General features: G+C 72.9%; 17 protein-coding genes. 1 reads left to right on the forward strand and 16 read right to left on the reverse strand.

Going from position 1 to position 18,793, the window contains the following annotated elements:
- The first annotated feature begins 47 nt into the window (after window positions 1-47).
- The gene (locus OO48_RS04810; RefSeq protein ID WP_033213035.1) at window positions 48-413 is read left to right on the forward strand and encodes a nuclear transport factor 2 family protein; all 366 of its coding nucleotides are present in this window, start codon (window positions 48-50) and stop codon (window positions 411-413) included.
- Window positions 414-567: 154 nt separating this feature from the next.
- On the opposite strand, the gene OO48_RS04815 is transcribed toward OO48_RS04810, so the two are convergent.
- The 16 genes from OO48_RS04815 to hisI form a co-directional block, all read right to left on the reverse strand.
- On the reverse strand, window positions 568-2,028 hold the full coding sequence (locus OO48_RS04815; RefSeq protein WP_033213036.1) for a glutamate synthase subunit beta: 1,461 nt from the start codon (window positions 2,026-2,028) through the stop codon (window positions 568-570).
- Complete coding sequence (gene gltB, locus OO48_RS04820; RefSeq protein ID WP_209439435.1) at window positions 2,021-6,601, reverse strand: glutamate synthase large subunit; 4,581 nt, start codon at window positions 6,599-6,601, stop codon at window positions 2,021-2,023. The genes OO48_RS04815 and gltB overlap by 8 nt, the downstream gene beginning before the upstream one ends.
- A 476-nt stretch (window positions 6,602-7,077) precedes the next feature.
- A complete protein-coding gene (locus OO48_RS04825; protein ID WP_033213038.1) occupies window positions 7,078-7,818 on the reverse strand; it encodes a VIT1/CCC1 transporter family protein in 741 nt (246 codons plus the stop codon).
- Between the two features lie 185 nt (window positions 7,819-8,003).
- Window positions 8,004-8,969: a prolipoprotein diacylglyceryl transferase gene (gene lgt / locus OO48_RS04830; RefSeq protein ID WP_033213039.1), complete on the reverse strand. Its 966-nt coding sequence runs from the start codon at window positions 8,967-8,969 to the stop codon at window positions 8,004-8,006.
- A gap of 80 nt (window positions 8,970-9,049) precedes the next feature.
- On the reverse strand, window positions 9,050-9,907 hold the full coding sequence (locus tag OO48_RS04835) for a DsbA family protein (protein ID WP_033213040.1): 858 nt from the start codon (window positions 9,905-9,907) through the stop codon (window positions 9,050-9,052).
- 92 nt (window positions 9,908-9,999) lie between these two features.
- Window positions 10,000-10,512, reverse strand: a complete 513-nt coding sequence (locus OO48_RS04840) for a MauE/DoxX family redox-associated membrane protein (protein WP_209439432.1) — start codon at window positions 10,510-10,512, stop codon at window positions 10,000-10,002.
- A gap of 129 nt (window positions 10,513-10,641) precedes the next feature.
- Window positions 10,642-10,812, reverse strand: coding sequence for a hypothetical protein (locus OO48_RS38065; protein ID WP_157845379.1), 171 nt, complete (start codon window positions 10,810-10,812; stop codon window positions 10,642-10,644).
- A gap of 238 nt (window positions 10,813-11,050) precedes the next feature.
- Complete coding sequence (gene trpA / locus OO48_RS04845) at window positions 11,051-11,860, reverse strand: tryptophan synthase subunit alpha (RefSeq protein WP_033213041.1); 810 nt, start codon at window positions 11,858-11,860, stop codon at window positions 11,051-11,053.
- A gap of 2 nt (window positions 11,861-11,862) precedes the next feature.
- Window positions 11,863-13,110 carry a tryptophan synthase subunit beta gene (trpB, locus tag OO48_RS04850; protein ID WP_033213043.1) on the reverse strand — a complete coding sequence of 416 codons (1,248 nt, stop codon included), beginning with the start codon at window positions 13,108-13,110 and terminating at the stop codon, window positions 11,863-11,865.
- A gap of 52 nt (window positions 13,111-13,162) precedes the next feature.
- Window positions 13,163-13,312, reverse strand: coding sequence for a tryptophan biosynthesis modulator TrpM (gene trpM, locus OO48_RS41115; protein WP_425338504.1), 150 nt, complete (start codon window positions 13,310-13,312; stop codon window positions 13,163-13,165).
- A 9-nt stretch (window positions 13,313-13,321) separates the two neighbouring features.
- On the reverse strand, window positions 13,322-14,134 hold the full coding sequence (gene trpC, locus OO48_RS04855; protein ID WP_033213044.1) for an indole-3-glycerol phosphate synthase TrpC: 813 nt from the start codon (window positions 14,132-14,134) through the stop codon (window positions 13,322-13,324).
- A 152-nt stretch (window positions 14,135-14,286) separates the two neighbouring features.
- Entirely contained in the window at window positions 14,287-14,748 is a 462-nt protein-coding gene (locus tag OO48_RS04860) for a DUF2752 domain-containing protein (protein WP_063830610.1), read from the reverse strand.
- A gap of 135 nt (window positions 14,749-14,883) precedes the next feature.
- On the reverse strand, window positions 14,884-15,132 hold the full coding sequence (locus OO48_RS04865) for an HGxxPAAW family protein (RefSeq protein ID WP_033213045.1): 249 nt from the start codon (window positions 15,130-15,132) through the stop codon (window positions 14,884-14,886).
- A 131-nt stretch (window positions 15,133-15,263) separates the two neighbouring features.
- Window positions 15,264-15,806, reverse strand: coding sequence for a TIGR02234 family membrane protein (locus OO48_RS04870; RefSeq protein WP_081951915.1), 543 nt, complete (start codon window positions 15,804-15,806; stop codon window positions 15,264-15,266).
- A gap of 532 nt (window positions 15,807-16,338) precedes the next feature.
- The gene (locus OO48_RS04875; protein WP_033213047.1) at window positions 16,339-17,844 is read right to left on the reverse strand and encodes an anthranilate synthase component I; all 1,506 of its coding nucleotides are present in this window, start codon (window positions 17,842-17,844) and stop codon (window positions 16,339-16,341) included.
- Between the two features lie 42 nt (window positions 17,845-17,886).
- Window positions 17,887-18,261, reverse strand: coding sequence for a phosphoribosyl-AMP cyclohydrolase (hisI, locus tag OO48_RS04880; RefSeq protein WP_033213125.1), 375 nt, complete (start codon window positions 18,259-18,261; stop codon window positions 17,887-17,889).
- Window positions 18,262-18,793: the final 532 nt, after the last annotated feature.

Here is an 18,793-nt window from a genome sequence, read left to right on the forward strand (position 1 = left end):
CCCGCAAGGGGAACCACGGAGAACGAAGCAGAACGAAGGAGCCCACGATGGACCTGCAGAACCTCGCCGAGCGCTACCTCGCCGCCTGGAACGAGACCGACCCGGCCGCCCGCCGCAAGCTGGTCGAGGAGACCTGGGCCGCCGACGGCAGCTACACCGACCCGCTGGTGGAGGCCCGCGGCCACGAGCAGTTCGACGCCACCCTGGCCGCCGTCCAGGACCAGTTCGCCGGGCTGGTCTTCCGCCTCGGCGGCCCGGTCGACGCCCACCACGACGTCGCCCGCTTCACCTGGGAGCTGGCCCCGGAGGGCGCCGCGGAGCCCCTGGTGATCGGCTTCGACGTCCTCACCGCCACCGAGGACGGCCGGATCGCCACCGTGGTCGGCTTCCTGGACAAGGTCCCGACGGCCTGAAACCCGCCGGAGAACGGACAACGACGCCTGCCCTTACCTGGTCGGGGAGTGGGCAGGCGTCGTGATGACCGGGTCCCGGCGGCTCTGGCGGGTCGGTGTTTGTCGGCCGTACCCCCCTCGCGGGGGGCGTGGGCGTTCTCGGGGCGGTGGTCGGTCAGACCACCAGCGAGCGGTCGGTCGGCTTGATCGGGGCGGGGAGCGCGGTCTTGCCGCCCAGGTACCTGTCGACCGCCGAGGCGGCCGAACGGCCCTCCGCGATCGCCCAGACGATCAGCGACTGGCCGCGACCGGCGTCACCGCAAACGTACACCCCGTCGACGTTGGTGCCGAACTTGCCGTCGCGGGCGACGTTGCCGCGGGCGTCGAGGTCGACGCCGAGCTGCTCCACGAGGCCGTTCTTGACGTCGGTGCCGGTGAAGCCCATGGCGAGGGTGACGAGCTGGGCCGGGATGACCTTCTCGCTGCCGGGGACGGGCTCGAACCTGCCGTCCTTGAACTCGACCTCGACCAGGTGCAGCTCCTGGACGTTGCCGTCCTCGTCGCCGGCGAAGTGGGTGGTGGAGACGGAGTAGATCCGCTCGCCGCCCTCCTCGTGGGCCGAGGTGACCTTGTAGGTCATCGGCATGGTCGGCCAGGGCTGGTTGGCCGGGCGGTCCTCGGACGGCCGCGGCATGATCTCCAGCTGGGTGACGGAGAGGGCGCCCTGGCGGTGCGCGGTGCCGACGCAGTCCGCGCCGGTGTCGCCGCCGCCGATGACGACCACGTGCTTGCCCTTGGCCGAGATCGGGGAGTCGACGTAGTCGCCCTCCTGGACCTTGTTGGCCAGCGGCAGGTACTCCATCGCCTGGTGGACGCCGTTCAGCTCCCGGCCGGGGACGGGCAGGTCGCGGGCGGTGGTGGCGCCGGCCGCGATGACGACCGCGTCGAAGCGCGAGCGCAGGTCCTGGCCGCTGATGTCGACGCCGGCCTCGACGCCGGTGCGGAAGCGGGTGCCCTCCGCGCGCATCTGCTCGATGCGGCGGTTGATGTGGCGCTTCTCCATCTTGAACTCGGGGATGCCGTAGCGCAGCAGGCCGCCGATGCGGTCGGCGCGCTCGTACACCACCACGGTGTGCCCGGCCCGGGTGAGCTGCTGGGCGGCGGCCAGGCCGGCCGGGCCGGAGCCGATCACGGCGACGGTCTTGCCGGACAGGCGCTCGGGGACCTGCGGGGTGACCCCGCCGCGGTCCCAGGCCTTGTCGATGATGGTGACCTCGACGTTCTTGATGGTCACCGCGTCCTGGTTGATGCCGAGCACGCACGCCGACTCGCACGGAGCCGGGCACAGGCGGCCGGTGAACTCCGGGAAGTTGTTGGTGGCGTGCAGCCGCTCGATCGCGCCGGACCAGTCGTCCCGGTAGGCGAGGTCGTTCCACTCGGGGATCAGGTTCCCGAGCGGGCAGCCGTTGTGGCAGAACGGGATGCCGCAGTCCATGCAGCGACCGGCCTGCTTGCTGATGATCGGAAGGAGGCTGCGCTCGACGTAGACCTCGTTCCAGTCACGGAGCCGGACGTCCACCGGACGGCGCTCCGCCAGCTGCTTGGGCGTGGTCAGGAAGCCCTTGGGGTCAGCCATTTGCCGCCTCCATCATCTTGCGAGTGGTCTCCACCTCGGAGAGGCCATCGCGCTCAGCGGCGTCCTTGGCGGCGAGCACAGCCTTGTAGTCGGTGGGCATGATCTTGGAGAAGCGGGAGACCCCGCTGCCCCAGTCGGCCAGGAGCTCGGCGGCGACGGTGGAGCCGGTCTCCTCGTAGTGCTGCTGGACGGTCTCGCGCAGCCAGTCGCGGTCGGCGGCGCTGGGGGCCTCGATGCCCACCATGCCGCTGTTGACGTTGGCCGGGCGCAGGTCGAGCACGTAGGCGATGCCGCCGGACATGCCCGCCGCCAGGTTGCGGCCGGTCTCGCCGAGGATGACCACCCGGCCGCCGGTCATGTACTCCAGGCCGTGGTCGCCCACGCCCTCGACCACCAGGGTAGCCCCGGAGTTGCGGACCGCGAAGCGCTCGCCGGCCTTGCCGCGCAGGTGGATGCGGCCGGAGGTGGCGCCGTAGCCGATGGTGTTGCCGGCGATGACGTGGTTCTGCGCGTCGGCGCCGATCGCGGCGGCGTCCCGGGCGGGACGGACCACGAGCACGCCGCCGGACAGGCCCTTGCCGACGTAGTCGTTGGCGTCGCCCTCCAGCCGGAGCGTGACGCCCTTGGGCACGAAGGCGCCGAAGGACTGGCCGGCCGAACCGGTGAAGGTCACGTCGATGGTGCCCTCGGGCAGGCCCGCGCCGCGGTACCGCTTGGTCACCTCGTGGCCGAGCATGGTGCCGACGGTGCGGTTGACGTTGCGGATCGGCAGCTGGATGCGGACGGCCTCGCCGCGCTCCAGGGCGTCCTCGGCCAGCTCGATGAGCTGGTTGTCGAGGGCCTTGTCGAGCGCGTGGTCCTGGCCCGTGGTGTTGTGCAGGGCCGCGCCCTCGGGCAGCGCCGGGACGTGGAACAGCGGGGCCAGGTCGAGCCCGGCGGCCTTCCAGTGGTCGATGGCGGCCTGGGCGTTGATGTGCTCGGCGTGGCCGACGGCCTCCTCGATCGAGCGGAAGCCGAGCTCGGCGAGGATCTCGCGGACCTCCTCGGCGATGAACTCGAAGAAGTTGACCACGAACTCGGGCTTGCCGGAGAAGCGCTCGCGCAGCACCGGGTTCTGGGTGGCGACGCCGACCGGGCAGGTGTCCAGGTGGCACACCCGCATCATGATGCAGCCGGAGACCACCAGCGGGGCGGTCGCGAAGCCGAACTCCTCGGCGCCCAGCAGGGCGGCGATGACCACGTCGCGGCCGGTCTTGAGCTGGCCGTCGGTCTGCACCACGATGCGGTCGCGCAGGCCGTTGAGCAGCAGGGTCTGCTGGGTCTCGGCGAGGCCGAGCTCCCAGGGGCCGCCCGCGTGCTTGAGCGAGGTCAGCGGGGAGGCGCCGGTGCCGCCGTCGTGGCCGGAGATCAGCACCACGTCGGCGTGCGCCTTGGAGACGCCGGCCGCGACGGTGCCCACGCCGACCTCGGAGACCAGCTTCACGTGGACGCGGGCCTGCGGGTTGGCGTTCTTGAGGTCGTGGATCAGCTGGGCCAGGTCCTCGATGGAGTAGATGTCGTGGTGCGGCGGCGGGGAGATCAGGCCGACGCCCGGGGTCGAGTGCCGGGTCTTGGCCACCCACGGGTAGACCTTGTGGCCGGGCAGCTGGCCGCCCTCGCCGGGCTTGGCGCCCTGGGCCATCTTGATCTGGATGTCGTCGGCGTTGACCAGGTACTCGGAGGTGACGCCGAAGCGGCCGGAGGCGACCTGCTTGATCGCCGAGCGGCGCGCCGGGTCGTACAGGCGCTCCGGGTCCTCGCCGCCCTCGCCGGTGTTGGACTTGCCGCCGAGCTGGTTCATCGCGATGGCGAGCGTCTCGTGCGCCTCCATCGAGATGGAGCCGTAGGACATGGCGCCGGTGGAGAACCGCTTGACGATCTCGGAGACCGGCTCGACCTCGTCGATGGAGATCGGGGCCCGGCCGAGGCCGTCCAGCTGGAACAGGCCGCGCAGCGTCATCAGGCGCTCGGACTGGGCGTTCACCCGGTCCGTGTACTGCTTGAAGATGTCGTAGCGCTTGGTGCGGGTCGAGTGCTGGAGGCGGAAGACCGTCTCCGGGTCGAACAGGTGCGGCTCGCCCTCGCGGCGCCACTGGTACTCGCCGCCGATCTCCAGCGCGCGGTGCGCGGCGGAGATGCCGGAGGCCGGGTACGCCTTGGCGTGGCGGGCGGCGGTCTCCTTGGCGATCTCGTCCAGGCCGATGCCGCCGAGCTTGGTGGTGGTGCCCGCGAAGTAGGCGTCGACCAGATCCTGGGAGAGGCCGATGGCCTCGAAGACCTGCGCGCCGCGGTAGGAGGCGACGGTGGAGATGCCCATCTTGGACATCACCTTCAGGACGCCCTTGCCGAGCGCCTTGATCAGGTTCTTGATCGCCTTCTCGGCCTCGATGCCCGAGACGAACACGCCCTGGGCGACCAGGTCCTCGACCGACTCCATGGCCAGGTACGGGTTGACCGCGCCGGCGCCGTAGCCGACCAGCAGCGCGACGTGGTGCACCTCGCGGACGTCGCCGGCCTCGACCAGCAGCGACACCTGGGTGCGCTGCTTGGTGCGGATCAGGTGGTGGTGGATCGCCGAGGTGAGCAGCAGCGACGGGATCGGCGCGTGCTCGGCGTCCGAGTGGCGGTCGGAGAGGACGATGATGCGGGCGCCGTCGGCGATCGCGGCGTCGGCCTCGGCGGCGATCTCGGCGAGGCGGGCGGCCAGGCCCTCGCCGCCGGTGGCGACCTTGTACAGGCCGGAGAGGGTGACGGCCTTCAGGCCGGGCTGGTCGCCGTCCACGTTGATGTGGACCAGCTTGGCCAGCTCGTCGTTGTCGATCACCGGGAAGGTGATACCGACCGAGCGGCAGTGCGCCGGGGAGGCGTCCAGCAGGTTGCCCTCGGGGCCGAGGTTGCTGTGCAGCGAGGTGACCAGCTCTTCGCGGATCGCGTCCAGCGGCGGGTTGGTGACCTGGGCGAACAGCTGGGTGAAGTAGTCGAACAGCAGGCGCGGCTTCTCGCTGAGCGCGGCGATCGGCGAGTCGGTGCCCATCGAGCCGAGCGCCTCGCCGCCGGTCTTGGCCATCGGCGCGAGGATGACCCGCAGCTCCTCCTCGGTGTAGCCGAAGGTCTGCTGGCGGCGGGTGACGGAGGCGTGGGTGTGGGCGATGTGCTCGCGCTCGGGGAGCTTGGCGAGCTGGATCTGCCCGGCGGCGACCCACTCCTCGTAGGGGTGCTCGGCGGCGAGGGCGGCCTTGATCTCCTCGTCCTCGACGATGCGGTGCTCGGCGGTGTCGATCAGGAACATCCGGCCGGGCTGCAGGCGGCCCTTCCTGGTGACCTTCTCCTGGTCGATGTCGAGCACGCCGACCTCGGAGGAGAGCACGACCAGGCCGTCCTCGGTGATCCAGTACCGGGCCGGGCGCAGGCCGTTGCGGTCCAGGACCGCGCCGATCCGGGTGCCGTCGGTGAAGGTGACGCAGGCCGGGCCGTCCCAGGGCTCCATCAGGTTGGAGTGGTACTGGTAGAACGCGCGGCGGGCCGGGTCCATGGTGGCGTGGTTCTCCCACGCCTCCGGGATCATCATCAGCACCGCGTGCGGCAGCGAGCGGCCGCCGAGGTGGAGCAGCTCCAGGACCTCGTCGAAGGACGCCGAGTCGGAGTGGTCCGGGGTGCAGATCGGGAAGATCCGGTCCAGGTCGCCGGGGATCAGGTCGGTGGCGAGCTGGGACTCCCGGGCGGTCATCCAGTTGCGGTTGCCCTTGACCGTGTTGATCTCGCCGTTGTGCGCGACGAAGCGGTACGGGTGGGCGAGCGGCCAGCTCGGGAAGGTATTGGTGGAGAAGCGCGAGTGCACCAGGCCGATCGCGGAGGCGTAGAGCCGGTCCGACAGGTCGGGGAAGAAGGGCTCCAGCTGGCCGGTGGTCAGCATGCCCTTGTAGACCAGGGTGCGGGCGGAGAGCGAGGGGAAGTACACCCCGGCCTCGCGCTCGGCGCGCTTGCGCAGCACGAAGGCGATCCGGTCCAGCTCGATGCCGGTGCGCTCGCCGTGCGTGACGAACAGCTGGCGGAAGCGCGGCATGACGGAGCGGGCGGTGGCGCCCAGCAGGTCGGGGGTGACCGGGACGTCGCGCCAGCCGAGGACGGTCAGGCCCTCCTCGGCCGCGATGACCTCGATCCGGGTGGCCGCGGCGGCGGCCGCCTCGTCCTCGACCGGGAGGAAGGCGATGCCGACCGCGTAGGAGCCGGCGGCCGGCAGCTCGAAGTCCGTGTTCGCGCGCAGGAACGCGTCCGGGACCTGGGTCAGGATGCCCGCGCCGTCACCGGAGTCCGGCTCGGCGCCGGTGGCGCCGCGGTGCTCCAGGTTGCGCAGGACGGTCAGCGCCTGCTCGACGATCTTGTGGTCGGCGATGCCGGTCAGCGTGGCCACGAAGCCGACGCCGCAGGCGTCGTGCTCGTTGCGCGGGTCGTAGAGACCCTGGGCCTGGGGACGCGCGTCCGGAACGAGGGCGTAGGGGCCGGTGGCCTTGGCGTCCTCGTGGCCGGAGTGCATGGATGCAGACAGCATCGGCTCTCCCGTCGTCGTAAACAGTTGCTTCATGCAAAGGGACGACGTTGGCCCTGATGCGATTTGTCGGTGCAGGTTACATGATGCCGCCTGGCCCGGGAAGTGGATTCCTGCGTCCACATCCCGGACTGATCCCCAGGTCAGGGGGCGGATGGGGGGAAGGCGCAGCGTCGCGCGTTCCCTCCAGTGTGCCCTGTGCCGAAGGCCGTGAAACAGGGGCGAAACCCCCTCGCCACACACGTCTCGGCCGTTCCACCTGGGAATCTTCGAAGTCGACGCCGCCCCCGCTTTTGATTTCGGGGGTCGACAGCCGGATGTCGAGACTAGGGCAAGGCGCAGGCTCAGGCCCATGTGCGGAACATCACGCGTTCCATGGCATAACTATACAGAGGTCTGGATTTTCGTACAAGGCTGTTCGGATGAGGGCCGGACGACGGCCGGGTGACGGGCCGGGCGGCGGGTCAGCCGACGGCTCCGCCGATCAGCCGTCCCAGCAGGTAGGTGACGCCCGCCGCGGCCCCGCCCAGCACCAGTTGCCGCAGGCCGGAGAACCACCAGCTGCGGGCCGTCACCCGGGCCACCACCGCGCCGCAGCCGAACAGGCCGAGCACCGCCAGCAGGGCGGCCGGCCACAGCGTGGTCGCGCCCAGCAGGTAGGGCAGCACCGGCAGCAGCGCGCCGAGCGCGAAGCAGCCGAACGAGGAGAACGCGGCCACCAGCGGCGAGGGCAGGTCGTCCGGGTCGACGCCGAGCTCTTCCCGGGCGTGCACGGCCAGCGTGGTCTCCGGGTCGGCGGACAGCTGCCGGGCCACCTCGTGGGCCAGCTCCGGGTCGACGCCCTTGGCCACGTACAGCTGGGCCAGCTCGGCCAGCTCGCCCTGCGGGTTGCGCCGCAGCTCGATCCGCTCGGCCTCCAACTCGGCCTCCACCAGCTCGCGCTGGGAGGCCACCGAGGTGTACTCGCCGGCCGCCATGGAGAACGCGCCGGCCGCCAGGCCGGCCAGGCCGGTGAGCACCACGGTGCTCGGGGCGGCCGCGCCGCCGACCACGCCGGTCATCAGCGCGAAGTTGGAGACCAGGCCGTCCATCGCGCCGAACACGGCCGGGCGCAGCCAGCCGCCGTTGACGTCCCGGTGGTGGTCGGCGTCGGGTATCCGGGGCTGCGGGCTGTCGGTCTGCGGGCCTGCGGTGACGGTGCTCATGCTGGCGGCTCCCCTTCCGGGCGCGGCGGATCCCCCCGGGCCGCGCGTCGGCCGGGTTGCCGGGCCTCTCGAACGTACCCGTTTTGACCTGCCGCTTTCCAGCAAAGTAAGCCTGCCCAAAGGCAGTTGGGGCCGCCTCCGCCGGTCTCGGCGGTGGCGGCCCCGACGGGGTCGAGCGGTCTCGCTCAGGAGCGCTTCTCGGCGTCCTTCGAGAGCTTCGCGGGGGTGTCCGCGGCGTCCTCCGGCCGCTCCGGCTCGGCGGCCGACTCGCTGGCCGGCTCGGCGGCGTCGGCGGCGGCCTCGGTCTCGGCGCGCTCCTTCGTGGCCTGCGGGTCGATCGAGTCCGGGTCCTCGCGGCCGGGGCGGAGCCTGGCGGAGAGCACGAAGGCGACGATCGCGCCGAGGAAGACCAGGATCGCGGTCCAGTCGTTCAGGCGCAGGCCGAAGAAGCGGTGCGCCTCGTCGATCCGCAGCCACTCGGTCCAGAACCGGCCGAAGGTGTAGGCCGCCACGTACAGCCAGAAGGCCCGGCCGTGGCCGAGGGTGAAGCGCCGGTCGGCCCAGATGACCAGGACCGCGACCAGCACGCACCAGATCGACTCGTACAGGAAGGTCGGGTGGTAGACGCCCTGGACGACGGTGCCGTCCGCCAGCGTCTTGTCGATCTTCAGGCCCCAGGGCAGGGTGGTCTCCCGACCGTACAGCTCCTGGTTGAACCAGTTGCCCCAGCGGCCGCAGGCCTGGGCGAGCACGATGCCGGGGGCGATCGCGTCGGCGTAGGCGGGCAGCGGGACGCCGCGGCGGCGGGCGCCGATCCAGGCGCCGACCGCGCCGAGGGCGATGGCTCCCCAGATGCCGAGGCCGCCCTCCCAGATCTTCAGCGCGTCGATCGGGTGCTTGCCCTCGCCGAAGTACAGCTGGTTGTCGGTGATGACGTGGTAGAGCCGACCGCCGACCAGGCCGAACGGCACCGCCCAGACCGCGATGTCACCGACCGTGTGCCGGCCGCCGCCGCGGGCGACCCAGCGCCTGCTGCCCAGCCACACGGCCACGACGACACCGATGATGATGCAAAAGGCGTAGGCGCGCAGCGGGACGGGCCCCAGGTTGAGGACGCCCCGCGACGGGCTCGGAATGTATGCGAGATCCATGGCACTCTCGACGCTACCGTGTCCCACCGGCCACACCGGCACCGGAGCGGGTCACGGTAGCGTCACGCGGCGGCCGCCGGTCAGGGCGAGGGCGGGTTGTTGGACTCGGCGGCGGTCGAGCTGGGCGCGGGGCTCTGGCCGTTGGAGCCGGGGGTGCCGAGCTCCTTGCCCTGGTTGGCCGCGTCCACCCACTTCACCAGGTTCTCCGGGCTGATCTGCTCGTCGCCCTTCTTCGGGTAGACCGCCTCGCCGTTCAGCAGCACCGTCGGGGTCGACTTGTAGCTGGACTTGTCGAAGTCCTGCTGCACCGCAGAGACCCAGCCGCCGAACTCGTTGTCGTTGACGCACGCCTGGAACTCCGGGGTGTCCAGCCCGGGGACCTGCTTGGCCAGGTCGATCAGGGTCTGCTTGCTGCCGAAGGAGTCCTCGGTCTCCTCCGGCTGGTTGCGGTAGAGCACGTCGTGGTAGTCGCGGAAGTGCCCGGCGTCCTGCGCGCAGCCCAGCGCGTTGGCGCCGTACTTGGAGCCGCTGCCGCCCAGCGAGCGGTCGATGAACGAGACGATGTGGTAGTTGACGACGATCTTGCCGGCGTCCTCCAGCTGGTCGACGGTCGGCGAGAAGGTCCGCTCGAAACTGCCGCAGGCCGGGCAGCGCGGGTCCTCGTAGACCGTCAGCGTGGACGGGGCGTTGGCGGCGCCGACCGGGATGACCAGGTTCTTGTCGCCGACGGTGCCGGCCGGGGCGGCGGTGGGGGTCTCCGGCTTGGAGCGCTGGTTCTGCACCACCACGCCGACCACCACGGCGGCGGCGATCACCACGGCCACCACGCCGCCGACCGCCAGCTTCTTGTTCCGCCGCGCCTTGGCCTCCTCGGCCGCCCGGGCCTCCTTCATCTTGTCCCGGGCGTTGCGCTTGCCTTCTCGGTTCTTCTCGCTCATGGGGTGCTCTTGCCAGTCCAGGGGTCGGATCGTCGGATCGGGTCGGTGCCGGGCGGCGGAACGGTGCGGGGACGGGGACGGGGGCGGCGGTGTCAGGCCGCCAGCCAGGCGTCCATCGAGAGCCTGGTGCGGGGGCGGTAGACCAGCCACGCCGACAGCAGCAGGAACCCGGAGTCGCGCAGGATCTCCTGCAGGTACTTGGTCTGCGACTCGTCCACCGCGCCGCCGCCACCGAAGCAGCCGCAGTCGATCGAGATGCCGCGCGTCCACGCGGAGGAGATGCCGGCGATGAACACCAGCAGCAGCACGGCCGAGACGACCGCGACGATCCTGGTCCCGAGGCCGAGCGCCAGCAGCAGCGCCAGCGCCAGCTCCAGGAACGGCAGGCCCCAGCCGACCGGCTTCACCAGCGACTCGGGCAGGATCTCGTAGGCCCGCACCGCCTGCGCCGCCTCCGCCGGGTCGGAGACCTTGGCCAGGCCCGCCCAGCCCCACACCACCGCCAGGCCCAGCCGCACCGCCAGCCCGAACCACTCGGCCGCCGTGCCGTCCACCGCCCGGCGCAGCCCGCCCACCCGGCCCCGGTCGGCCTGCTGACTGGCCATCAAGTTCCCCCTCGGACGCGTCCACCGTTTCCTGCCTGATGAACCGTAGGGGATGGCGGGTGGTTCCTCCACATTGGCGAGTTAAGCCGTTTGAGCGACCTTAAACGGTCATACGTCCGATTTTCCGGATCATCGTCCCGGCACGTCGCAGCCCGCCTCCAACTGCCGGCACAGCACCGCCCGCTCGGCCCCCCGGCGGGCCAACTCCCGCTCCACGTCCCCGCTTCCGGCCAGCGCGGCGGCCAGCGCCAGGCCGGCCGCCAGCGCCCGCAGCAGCACCGCCCGGTGAACCCGCGCCATCCGGATGCCCTTTCGCCGACGAACCACCGGAGGGTCCAACGCCGTCGACCCGCCGGGCAGCACCCGCGCCCGCCGGTTTTTCACCCTGCCGGAGTAGGCCCCGCCCCGGTCGGCCTTGCCGGTCTTGCCGGTCTTGCCGGTCTTGCCGGTCTTGCCGGTCGCGCAACGCGAAGGGCCGTCCGGGGAGCGGAAGTTGCTCCCCGGACGGCCCTCAGGTCCTGCCTGGCTGCCTGGCGTCCTACGCGCGGCGGACGCCCTCGGCCAGCTCGCCCGCGAGCGCGCGGACCGCGGCCACGCCGTCCTCGGTCCGACCGGCGTCCAGCAGGCGCTGGACGAACGCCGAGCCGACGATCACGCCGTCCGCGAAGGCGGCGACCTCGGCGGCCTGGTCGGCGTTGGAGACGCCCAGGCCGACGCAGACCGGCAGCGCGGTGGTGGCGCGGGTGCGGGCCGCCAGGTCCTCGGCCAGGTTGCCGACGGCCGCCCGGGTGCCGGTGACGCCCATCACCGCGGCCGCGTACACGAAGCCGGAGCCGGCCGCGGTGACCTCGGCCAGCCGGTGGTCCCGGGAGGACGGGGCGACCACGAACACGGTGTCCAGACCGTGCTCGGCGGCGGCCTTGCGCCACTCCTCGGACTCCTCCACCGGCAGGTCCGGCAGGATGCAGCCCGCTCCCCCGGCCGCGGCCAGGTCGGCGGCGAACCGGGCCGTGCCGTAGCGGTCCACCGGGTTCCAGTACGTCATCACCAGGACCGGCACGGCCGGGTGGGCCGCCGCGACCTCGGCGACGGTGCGCAGCACGTCCTTGATCTTCACCCCGCCGCGCAGCGCGATGTCGTCGGCGGTCTGGATCACCGCGCCGTCCAGCACCGGGTCCGAGTGCGGCAGGCCGACCTCGACGGCGTCGCAGCCGCCCTCGATCAGCGCGTTGATCGCGGCGATGCCGCCGTCCACGGTCGGGAAGCCGGCCGGCAGGTAGCCGATCAGGGCCGCCCGGCCCTCGGCCTTCGCGGCGGCCAGGGCGGCGGTGAGCTTGGTGTCGGCCATGGTCAGTTGGTCCCTTCGGCGTCGTAGAGGCCGAAGTACTCGGCGGCGGTGTGCATGTCCTTGTCGCCGCGGCCGGAGAGCGAGACCAGGACGGTCGCCTCCGGGCCGAGCTCGCGGCCGAGTTCGAGCGCGCCGGCCAGGGCGTGCGCGGACTCGATGGCCGGGATGATGCCCTCGGTGCGGGACAGCAGCCGCAGCGCCTCCATCGCGGCGCGGTCGGTCACCGGGCGGTACTCGGCCCGTCCGGTGTCCTTCAGCCAGGCGTGCTCCGGGCCGACGCCCGGGTAGTCCAGGCCGGCCGAGATCGAGTGCGACTCGATGGTCTGGCCGTCCTCGTCCTGCAGCACGTAGGTGCGCGAACCGTGCAGCACGCCCGGGTCGCCCTTGGTCAGGGTGGCGGCGTGCTTGGGGGTCTCGGCGCCCTCGCCGGCCGCCTCGCAGCCGATCAGGCGGACGCCCGCGTCCGGGATGAACTCGTGGAAGATGCCCATCGCGTTGGAGCCGCCGCCGACGCAGGCCACCACCGCGTCCGGCAGCCTCCCGGTGCGGTCCAGCACCTGCTGCCGGGCCTCGACGCCGATGACGCGGTGGAAGTCGCGCACCATCATCGGGAACGGGTGCGGACCGGCCACCGTGCCGAACAGGTAGTGGGTGGAGTCGACGTTGGCGACCCAGTCGCGGAACGCCTCGTTGATGGCGTCCTTCAGGGTGCGGCTGCCGGAGGTCACCGGGATCACCTCGGCGCCCAGCATCCGCATCCGGGCCACGTTCAGCGCCTGCCGCCGGGTGTCGACCTCGCCCATGTAGATGGTGCAGTCGAAGCCGAACAGCGCGCAGGCGGTGGCGGTGGCCACGCCGTGCTGGCCGGCGCCGGTCTCGGCGATGATCCGGGTCTTGCCCATCCGGCGGGTCAGCAGCGCCTGGCCCAGCACGTTGTTGATCTTGTGCGAGCCGGTGTGGTTGAGGTCCTCGCGCTTGAGCAGGACCCGCGCCCCGCCGGCCTCCGCGGAGAACCGGTGGACGTCGGTCAGCGGGCTCGGCCGGCCGGTGTAGTCCTTGAGCAGGGCGTCCAGCTCGGCGGCGAACGCCGGGTCGTTCTTGGCCTTCTCGTACTCCTCGGCGACCTGCTCCACGGCGGCGACCAGCGCCTCCGGGATGAAGCGGCCGCCGTAGGCGCCGAAGTAGCCGCGGGCGTCGGGGATGTGCGCGGTGGGCACCTGGGTGCCCGGAAGGTGGTGCTCGGACATGATCCGTCCTCGGATGAAGGATTGACGGCGTGGACGTGGAACGCGCGGCGGGTGGTCAGCCGCGGGGGCCGCGCCATCGGCGTCCGGGGACCTGTCCGGGCTCGCAGCCGATCACGTAGCGCACCCGCCGCCCCAGCGCCCGGCGTGCGGGCGCGCGGCAGCCGCGCGGGCGGCAGCCGGGGGCGAGACGGGAGGCGATCGACACGGCGGAGGCTCAGCCCCGCCCGTTGTTGCGCAGCGCCGGGTGCGCCCCGGCGGCGACCAGGTCGGCGACCGCGGCCTTCGGGTCCCGGCCGGTGACCAGGGACTCGCCGACCAGCACCGCGTCGGCGCCCTGGTTGGCGTAGGTGATCAGGTCGTGCGGCCCGCGCACCCCGGACTCGGCGACCTTCACGATGTGCGCCGGGATGGCGTCCACCACGTTGCCGAAGGTGTTCCGGTCGACCTCCAGGGTCTTCAGGTTGCGGGCGTTGACGCCGATGATCCGGGCGCCGGCGTCCACCGCGCGGGCGATCTCCTCCTCGTCGTGCACCTCGACCAGCGGAGTCAGGCCGATCGACTCGGCCCGCTCGATCAGCGAGACCAGGGCCGGCTGATCCAGCGCGGCGACGATCAGCAGCGCCAGGTCCGCGCCGTGCGCGCGGGCCTCCCACAGCTGGTAGGCGGTGACGATGAAGTCCTTGCGCAGGATCGGAGTGGGCACGGCCGCGCGCACCGCGTCCAGGTCGGCCAGCGAACCGCCGAAGCGGCGCTGCTCGGTGAGCACGCTGATCGCGGCGGCACCGCCGGCCGCGTAGTCGGCCGCCAGCGCGGCCGGGTCGGCGATCGCCGCCAACGCGCCCTTGGACGGGCTGGAGCGCTTGACCTCGCAGATCACCCGGACACCGTCGCCGCGCAGCGCGGCCACGCCGTCCTTCGCCTCGGGCGCCTTGGCGGCGAGCTCCTTGAGCTCGTCCAGGGAGACCCGGGCCTGTCGCTCGGCGAGGTCCTGCCGGACCCCGTCGATGATCTCGTCGAGCACAGTCACGCGTGCGCCCCCATCGGGTTTCGGTGGTGAGGCCGGGAACGGCGAACGCGGCCCCGGCAGTTCGATGGTATCGGGCGGCGGGGGCGCACTCCGCATCAACCCGGCGCGCGTCTCGCCCAGCGGACCCCCGGTGGACCGCCCGCGCCCCCCGCTCACACCCCGGGCGGAGCCAACCCCGCGCCGACCGGCAGGTTCCGCACCACCGCGAACAGCAGCACCACCAGGAGCAGCGCCCCCACCCGCCGGGCCGTCGGCCGCGGCCGCCGGACCGGCCGGCCGCGCACCGCCCCCACCACCCAGCCCAGCCACAGCACCGCCAGCACCAGCGCCAGCGCCACCACCAGCAGGTTGTCGTGCGCCGCCGTCGGCACGTCCCCCCTGGCCAGCGCGTGCACGCAGCGCAGCCCGCCGCACCCCGGACACCACCAGCCCGTCGCCCGCAGCAGCGGGCACGCCGGGTAGTGCCCGGGCTCGTTCGGATCCACCAGGGCGACGAAGGCCGTCGGCAGCGCCACCGCGGTCAGCGCGGCCAGCGGGCGCAGCAGCCGGCGCACCGCCGACCCCCCGCCGACGGGGGACGGGACGGCCGGTTGCGGGGCGGCGGGAGCGTTCACGGGGACGATTGTGCCCCCGCCCGGCCGCGCGCCGCCCGCACCGAAACGCCGGGCCGCTCCCCCGGGCCGCCCGCACCCGCAAACGCCGGACGGCGGGCCCCAGGCCCGCCGTCCGGTCCGTCGCTCTCCGCCGGGTCAGCCCGCGGCGACCGCGCTGCGCTCCTCGGTGGGGGCCGGGGCGAAGTTCTTGCTGGGCTGCTTGCCCATGCCCGCCATCGACATGGCCTTGCCGACCACGCCACCGATCAGAACCACGGCGAGGCCCGCGATGACCAGCACGACGTTCGGAATGATCATCGCGACGCCGGACACGCAGAAGCCGACGAAAGCAATGACCACGCCGGTCCACGCGGCGGGGGTGTGGCCGTGCGCTGCTGCAGCCATCTTGTTGGTGCTCCTTGTTTCTCCGGGGCCCGGTCGGGCGGTCCTGGGCGGCGCTCGACGGGTTGACCCCTCCATTGTGCCGGGCCGAACACGGCGGCCCCAAGCCGGGTCGACCGTGGTGCCGAGCACACTCAGCCCGTCGGGTCCTCGCCCCGGTCCAGCGCCTTCCACAGGTCGGACGGGCTGTCCGCCCGCACCGGGGCCCTGCGGGTCGGCGCCTCGTACCGCGAGCCCATGGCGGGCCAACCGCTGCCGAAACGCGCCGTCACCGCGCCCGCCGCCACCAGCAGCACCCCGCCCACCAGCGCCACCCACGGCCAGGCCGTCCTGGTGATCTCCTCGGCCCGGCCGCTGCTCAGCGCGAGCTGCCCGGCCGCGACGGAGTGCAGGCCCGCGGTGTCGGTGTACCCGATCACCGCTCCCGCGACCGCACCCGCCCCCGCCAGCACCGTCAACGCCCCCACCAGCACCCGCGCCCGGCCGCGCACCGCGAACACCGCGACCGCCGCCGCCATCGCCACCAGCGCCATCCCGGTCGGCAGCGCGGTCAGCCTGCTCCCGCTCGCGCTCACCGCGACCCGGCTGCCCCCCATCCCGAGCGCCACCCCCTCCGCCCAGGTCCGCCCCACCGCGGTCAGCACCAGGGCGGCCCCGACCGCGGTCAACAGCAGCATCAGCCCCAACGTGCCACGGGATGTCGAAGCAGGGGACCCACCGGAAGGCGAAGCAGACGTCTCACTCACCCCCCCAGTGTCCCCGACCTCACCCCACCCCCGACCCCCGCCCCACCGCCCGGCACGGCCGGGCCCGAGCGGCGGGCACGCGCGACAGCCGGAACAGCACCGGCTCCGACCGGAAGACCACGCCCCCACCGCCCGGCACGGCCGGCGCAGCCGGGGGTCGGAGGCAGAGCGAGGCACAGACGGACCGAACCCCATCGGGGCCGGAGCCGGACCCGCGCAGCGAGCCACATCCGCGCCCCTCCGCCCGGCGCAGCCGGGGGTCGGAAACCAAGCGGGGCACAGCCGGGCCAAGCCCCTCCGGGGCCGGGGTCGGGGCCGGAGCCGGACCCGCGCAGCGATCCATCAACCCACAGCCCCCGCCCGGCGCAGCCGGCGGTCCGCCCCGCCCGTTCCTCCGGCGGAGCCGGGTCCGGCCCGGTGGTAGGCGCACGGGTGGGTGGACGGGCAGGGCGCGGCGGGTGCCTCAGCGGAGGGTGTTCGCGGTGGCGACCGCCCTGAGCACCGCCGCCGCCTTGTTGCGGCACTCGGTGTCCTCCGCGTGCGGGTCGGAGTCGGCGACCACGCCCGCGCCCGCCTGGACGTACGCCGTCCCGCCGCGGATCACCGCGGTGCGGATGGCGATCGCCGTGTCGGAGTCGCCGGCGAAGTCCAGGTAGCCGACGCAGCCGCCGTACAGGCCGCGGCGGGTGGGTTCGAGTTCCTCGATGATCTGCATGGCGCGCGGCTTGGGCGCGCCGGAGAGGGTGCCGGCCGGGAAGCAGGCGGTGAGGACATCGAACGCGCTGCGGCCCTCGGCGACCTGGCCGGTGACGGTGGAGACGATGTGCATGACGTGGCTGTAGCGCTCGACGGTCATGAACTCCACCACCTCGACCGAGCCGGGCGCGCAGACCCGGCCGAGGTCGTTGCGGCCGAGGTCGACCAGCATCAGGTGCTCGGCCCGCTCCTTGGGGTCGGCGAGCAGTTCGGCGGCGAGTTCGGCGTCCTCGTGCGGGGTGGCGCCGCGGTGCCGGGTGCCGGCGATGGGGTGCAGCATGGCTTCGCCGCCGGCGACCTTGACCAGTGCTTCGGGGCTGGAGCCGACCACGTCGAAGCCGCCCTCCGCGCCGCCGTCCGGGCCGGGGAAGCGGAACAGGTACATGTACGGGCTGGGGTTGGTGGTGCGCAGGACGCGGTAGACGTCGAGCGCGGAGGCCTGGCAGGGCGCCTCGAAGCGCTGCGAGGGGACGACCTGGAAGGCTTCGCCGGCCCGGATCCGCTCCTTCACCACCTCGACGGCCTTGCGGTAGGGCTCGCCGCCGAACGGCGAGTGCGCGTCGACCGCGGTCGGGGTGTACGTGGCCAGGCCGGGGTCGACGGGGCGGCGCAGGTCGGCCTCCATCGCGTCGAGGCGGGCGACGGCGTCCGCGTGCGCCTCGTCGACGCCGGTGGCCAGGTCGTTGTGGTTGACCGCGTTGGCGATCAGCAGCACGGTGCCGTCGACGTGGTCGAGGACGGCCAGGTCGGTGGTGAGCAGCAGGGTCAGCTCGGGCAGCCCCAGGTCGTCCGGGGTGAGGTTCGGAAGCTTCTCCAGGCGGCGCACCACGTCGTAGCCGAGGTAGCCGACCAGGCCGCCGGTGAGCGGCGGGAGGCCGTCGTCCGGGTGCCGGGGGGTGTGCAGGGCGGCGAGGGTGGCGCGCAGCACCTCCAGCGGGTCGCCGGCGGTGGGGATGCCGACGGGGGGCTCGCCGAGCCAGCGGGCGCCGCCGTCCGGGCCGACGGTGAGGACCGCGCCGGAGCGCACCCCGACGAACGAGTACCTGGCCCAGCTGCGGCCCTGCTCGGCGGACTCCAGCAGGAAAGTGCCGGGCCGCTCGGCGGCGAGGCTGCGGTACACGCCGATCGGGGTGAGGCCGTCCGCCAGGAGCCTGCGGGTGACCGGGATGACCCGGGTGTCGGCGGCGAGCGTGCGGAAAGCCTCAAGTTCCATGGGACACCGATCGGATGGGAGGGAGATCTGGTCGGGGAAAGGCTACTCGGCGAGCGGCAGCACGTCGGCGTCGAAGCAGGTCCGGTCGCCGGTGTGGCAGGCCGCGCCGACCTGGTCGACCTTGACCAGCAGGGTGTCCCCGTCGCAGTCCAGGGCGACCTGCTTGACGTGCTGGACGTGGCCCGAGGTGTCGCCCTTCACCCAGTACTCGGCGCGGCTGCGGCTCCAGTACGTGCAGCGGCCGGTGGTCAGCGTGCGGTGCAGCGCCTCGTCGTCCATCCAGCCGAGCATCAGCACCTCGCCGGTGTCGTACTGCTGGGCGACGGCGGGCAGCAGGCCGTCCGGGGTGCGCTTGAGACGGGCGGCGATCGCCGGATCCAGTGCGGTGCTGCCGGGGGCGGCGGGAGTGGTCGACATGGCCCCATTCTCGCAGGCCCGAACAGGGCGCCCGACCGTCTCGCCGCCCCTCTCGGAATCACTTCCCCACCGGTGGGTTGATCCCCGCCGAAAACCGAACCGCATTGGTAAACGGGGGGATTCGTCTAATGAGCGCCTATCGGCCACAACCGCTTCCGGCGGTCGCTCACGGGAATTACCGGCCCCAGCGAACCGCAGGCCAGTACCTGTATCCGGGCGAGCCGACGATCGGCACGTGGGCGGTGGAACTCGACCGCCTGCTGCCGCTCCGGCGGGACCGCGACACCGTTCGCGCCGCCGGTTTGCTCCGCCGGTTTCGCTCCGCTCGTCCGGGCGACGAACTTCCGCAAATCGCTGCGGCGCGGCCTCCGGCCGTACTTCCCGCCGCGGTGGGTCGTCGAGGTCTTCGGACCGGGCCGCTACGGGCGTCGCCCCCACGGCCTCTCGCTGACCCGGCGCGCCTACCGGGCGGTCCGCCGCCGCCGGGCACCGGGCCACCCCGCTGATCGAACTGCCCGTCGGCAGCCGGTGG

It is taken from the genome of Kitasatospora phosalacinea (assembly GCF_000716545.1).
In the GTDB taxonomy this organism is placed as follows: Bacteria; Actinomycetota; Actinomycetes; order Streptomycetales; family Streptomycetaceae; genus Kitasatospora; species Kitasatospora phosalacinea.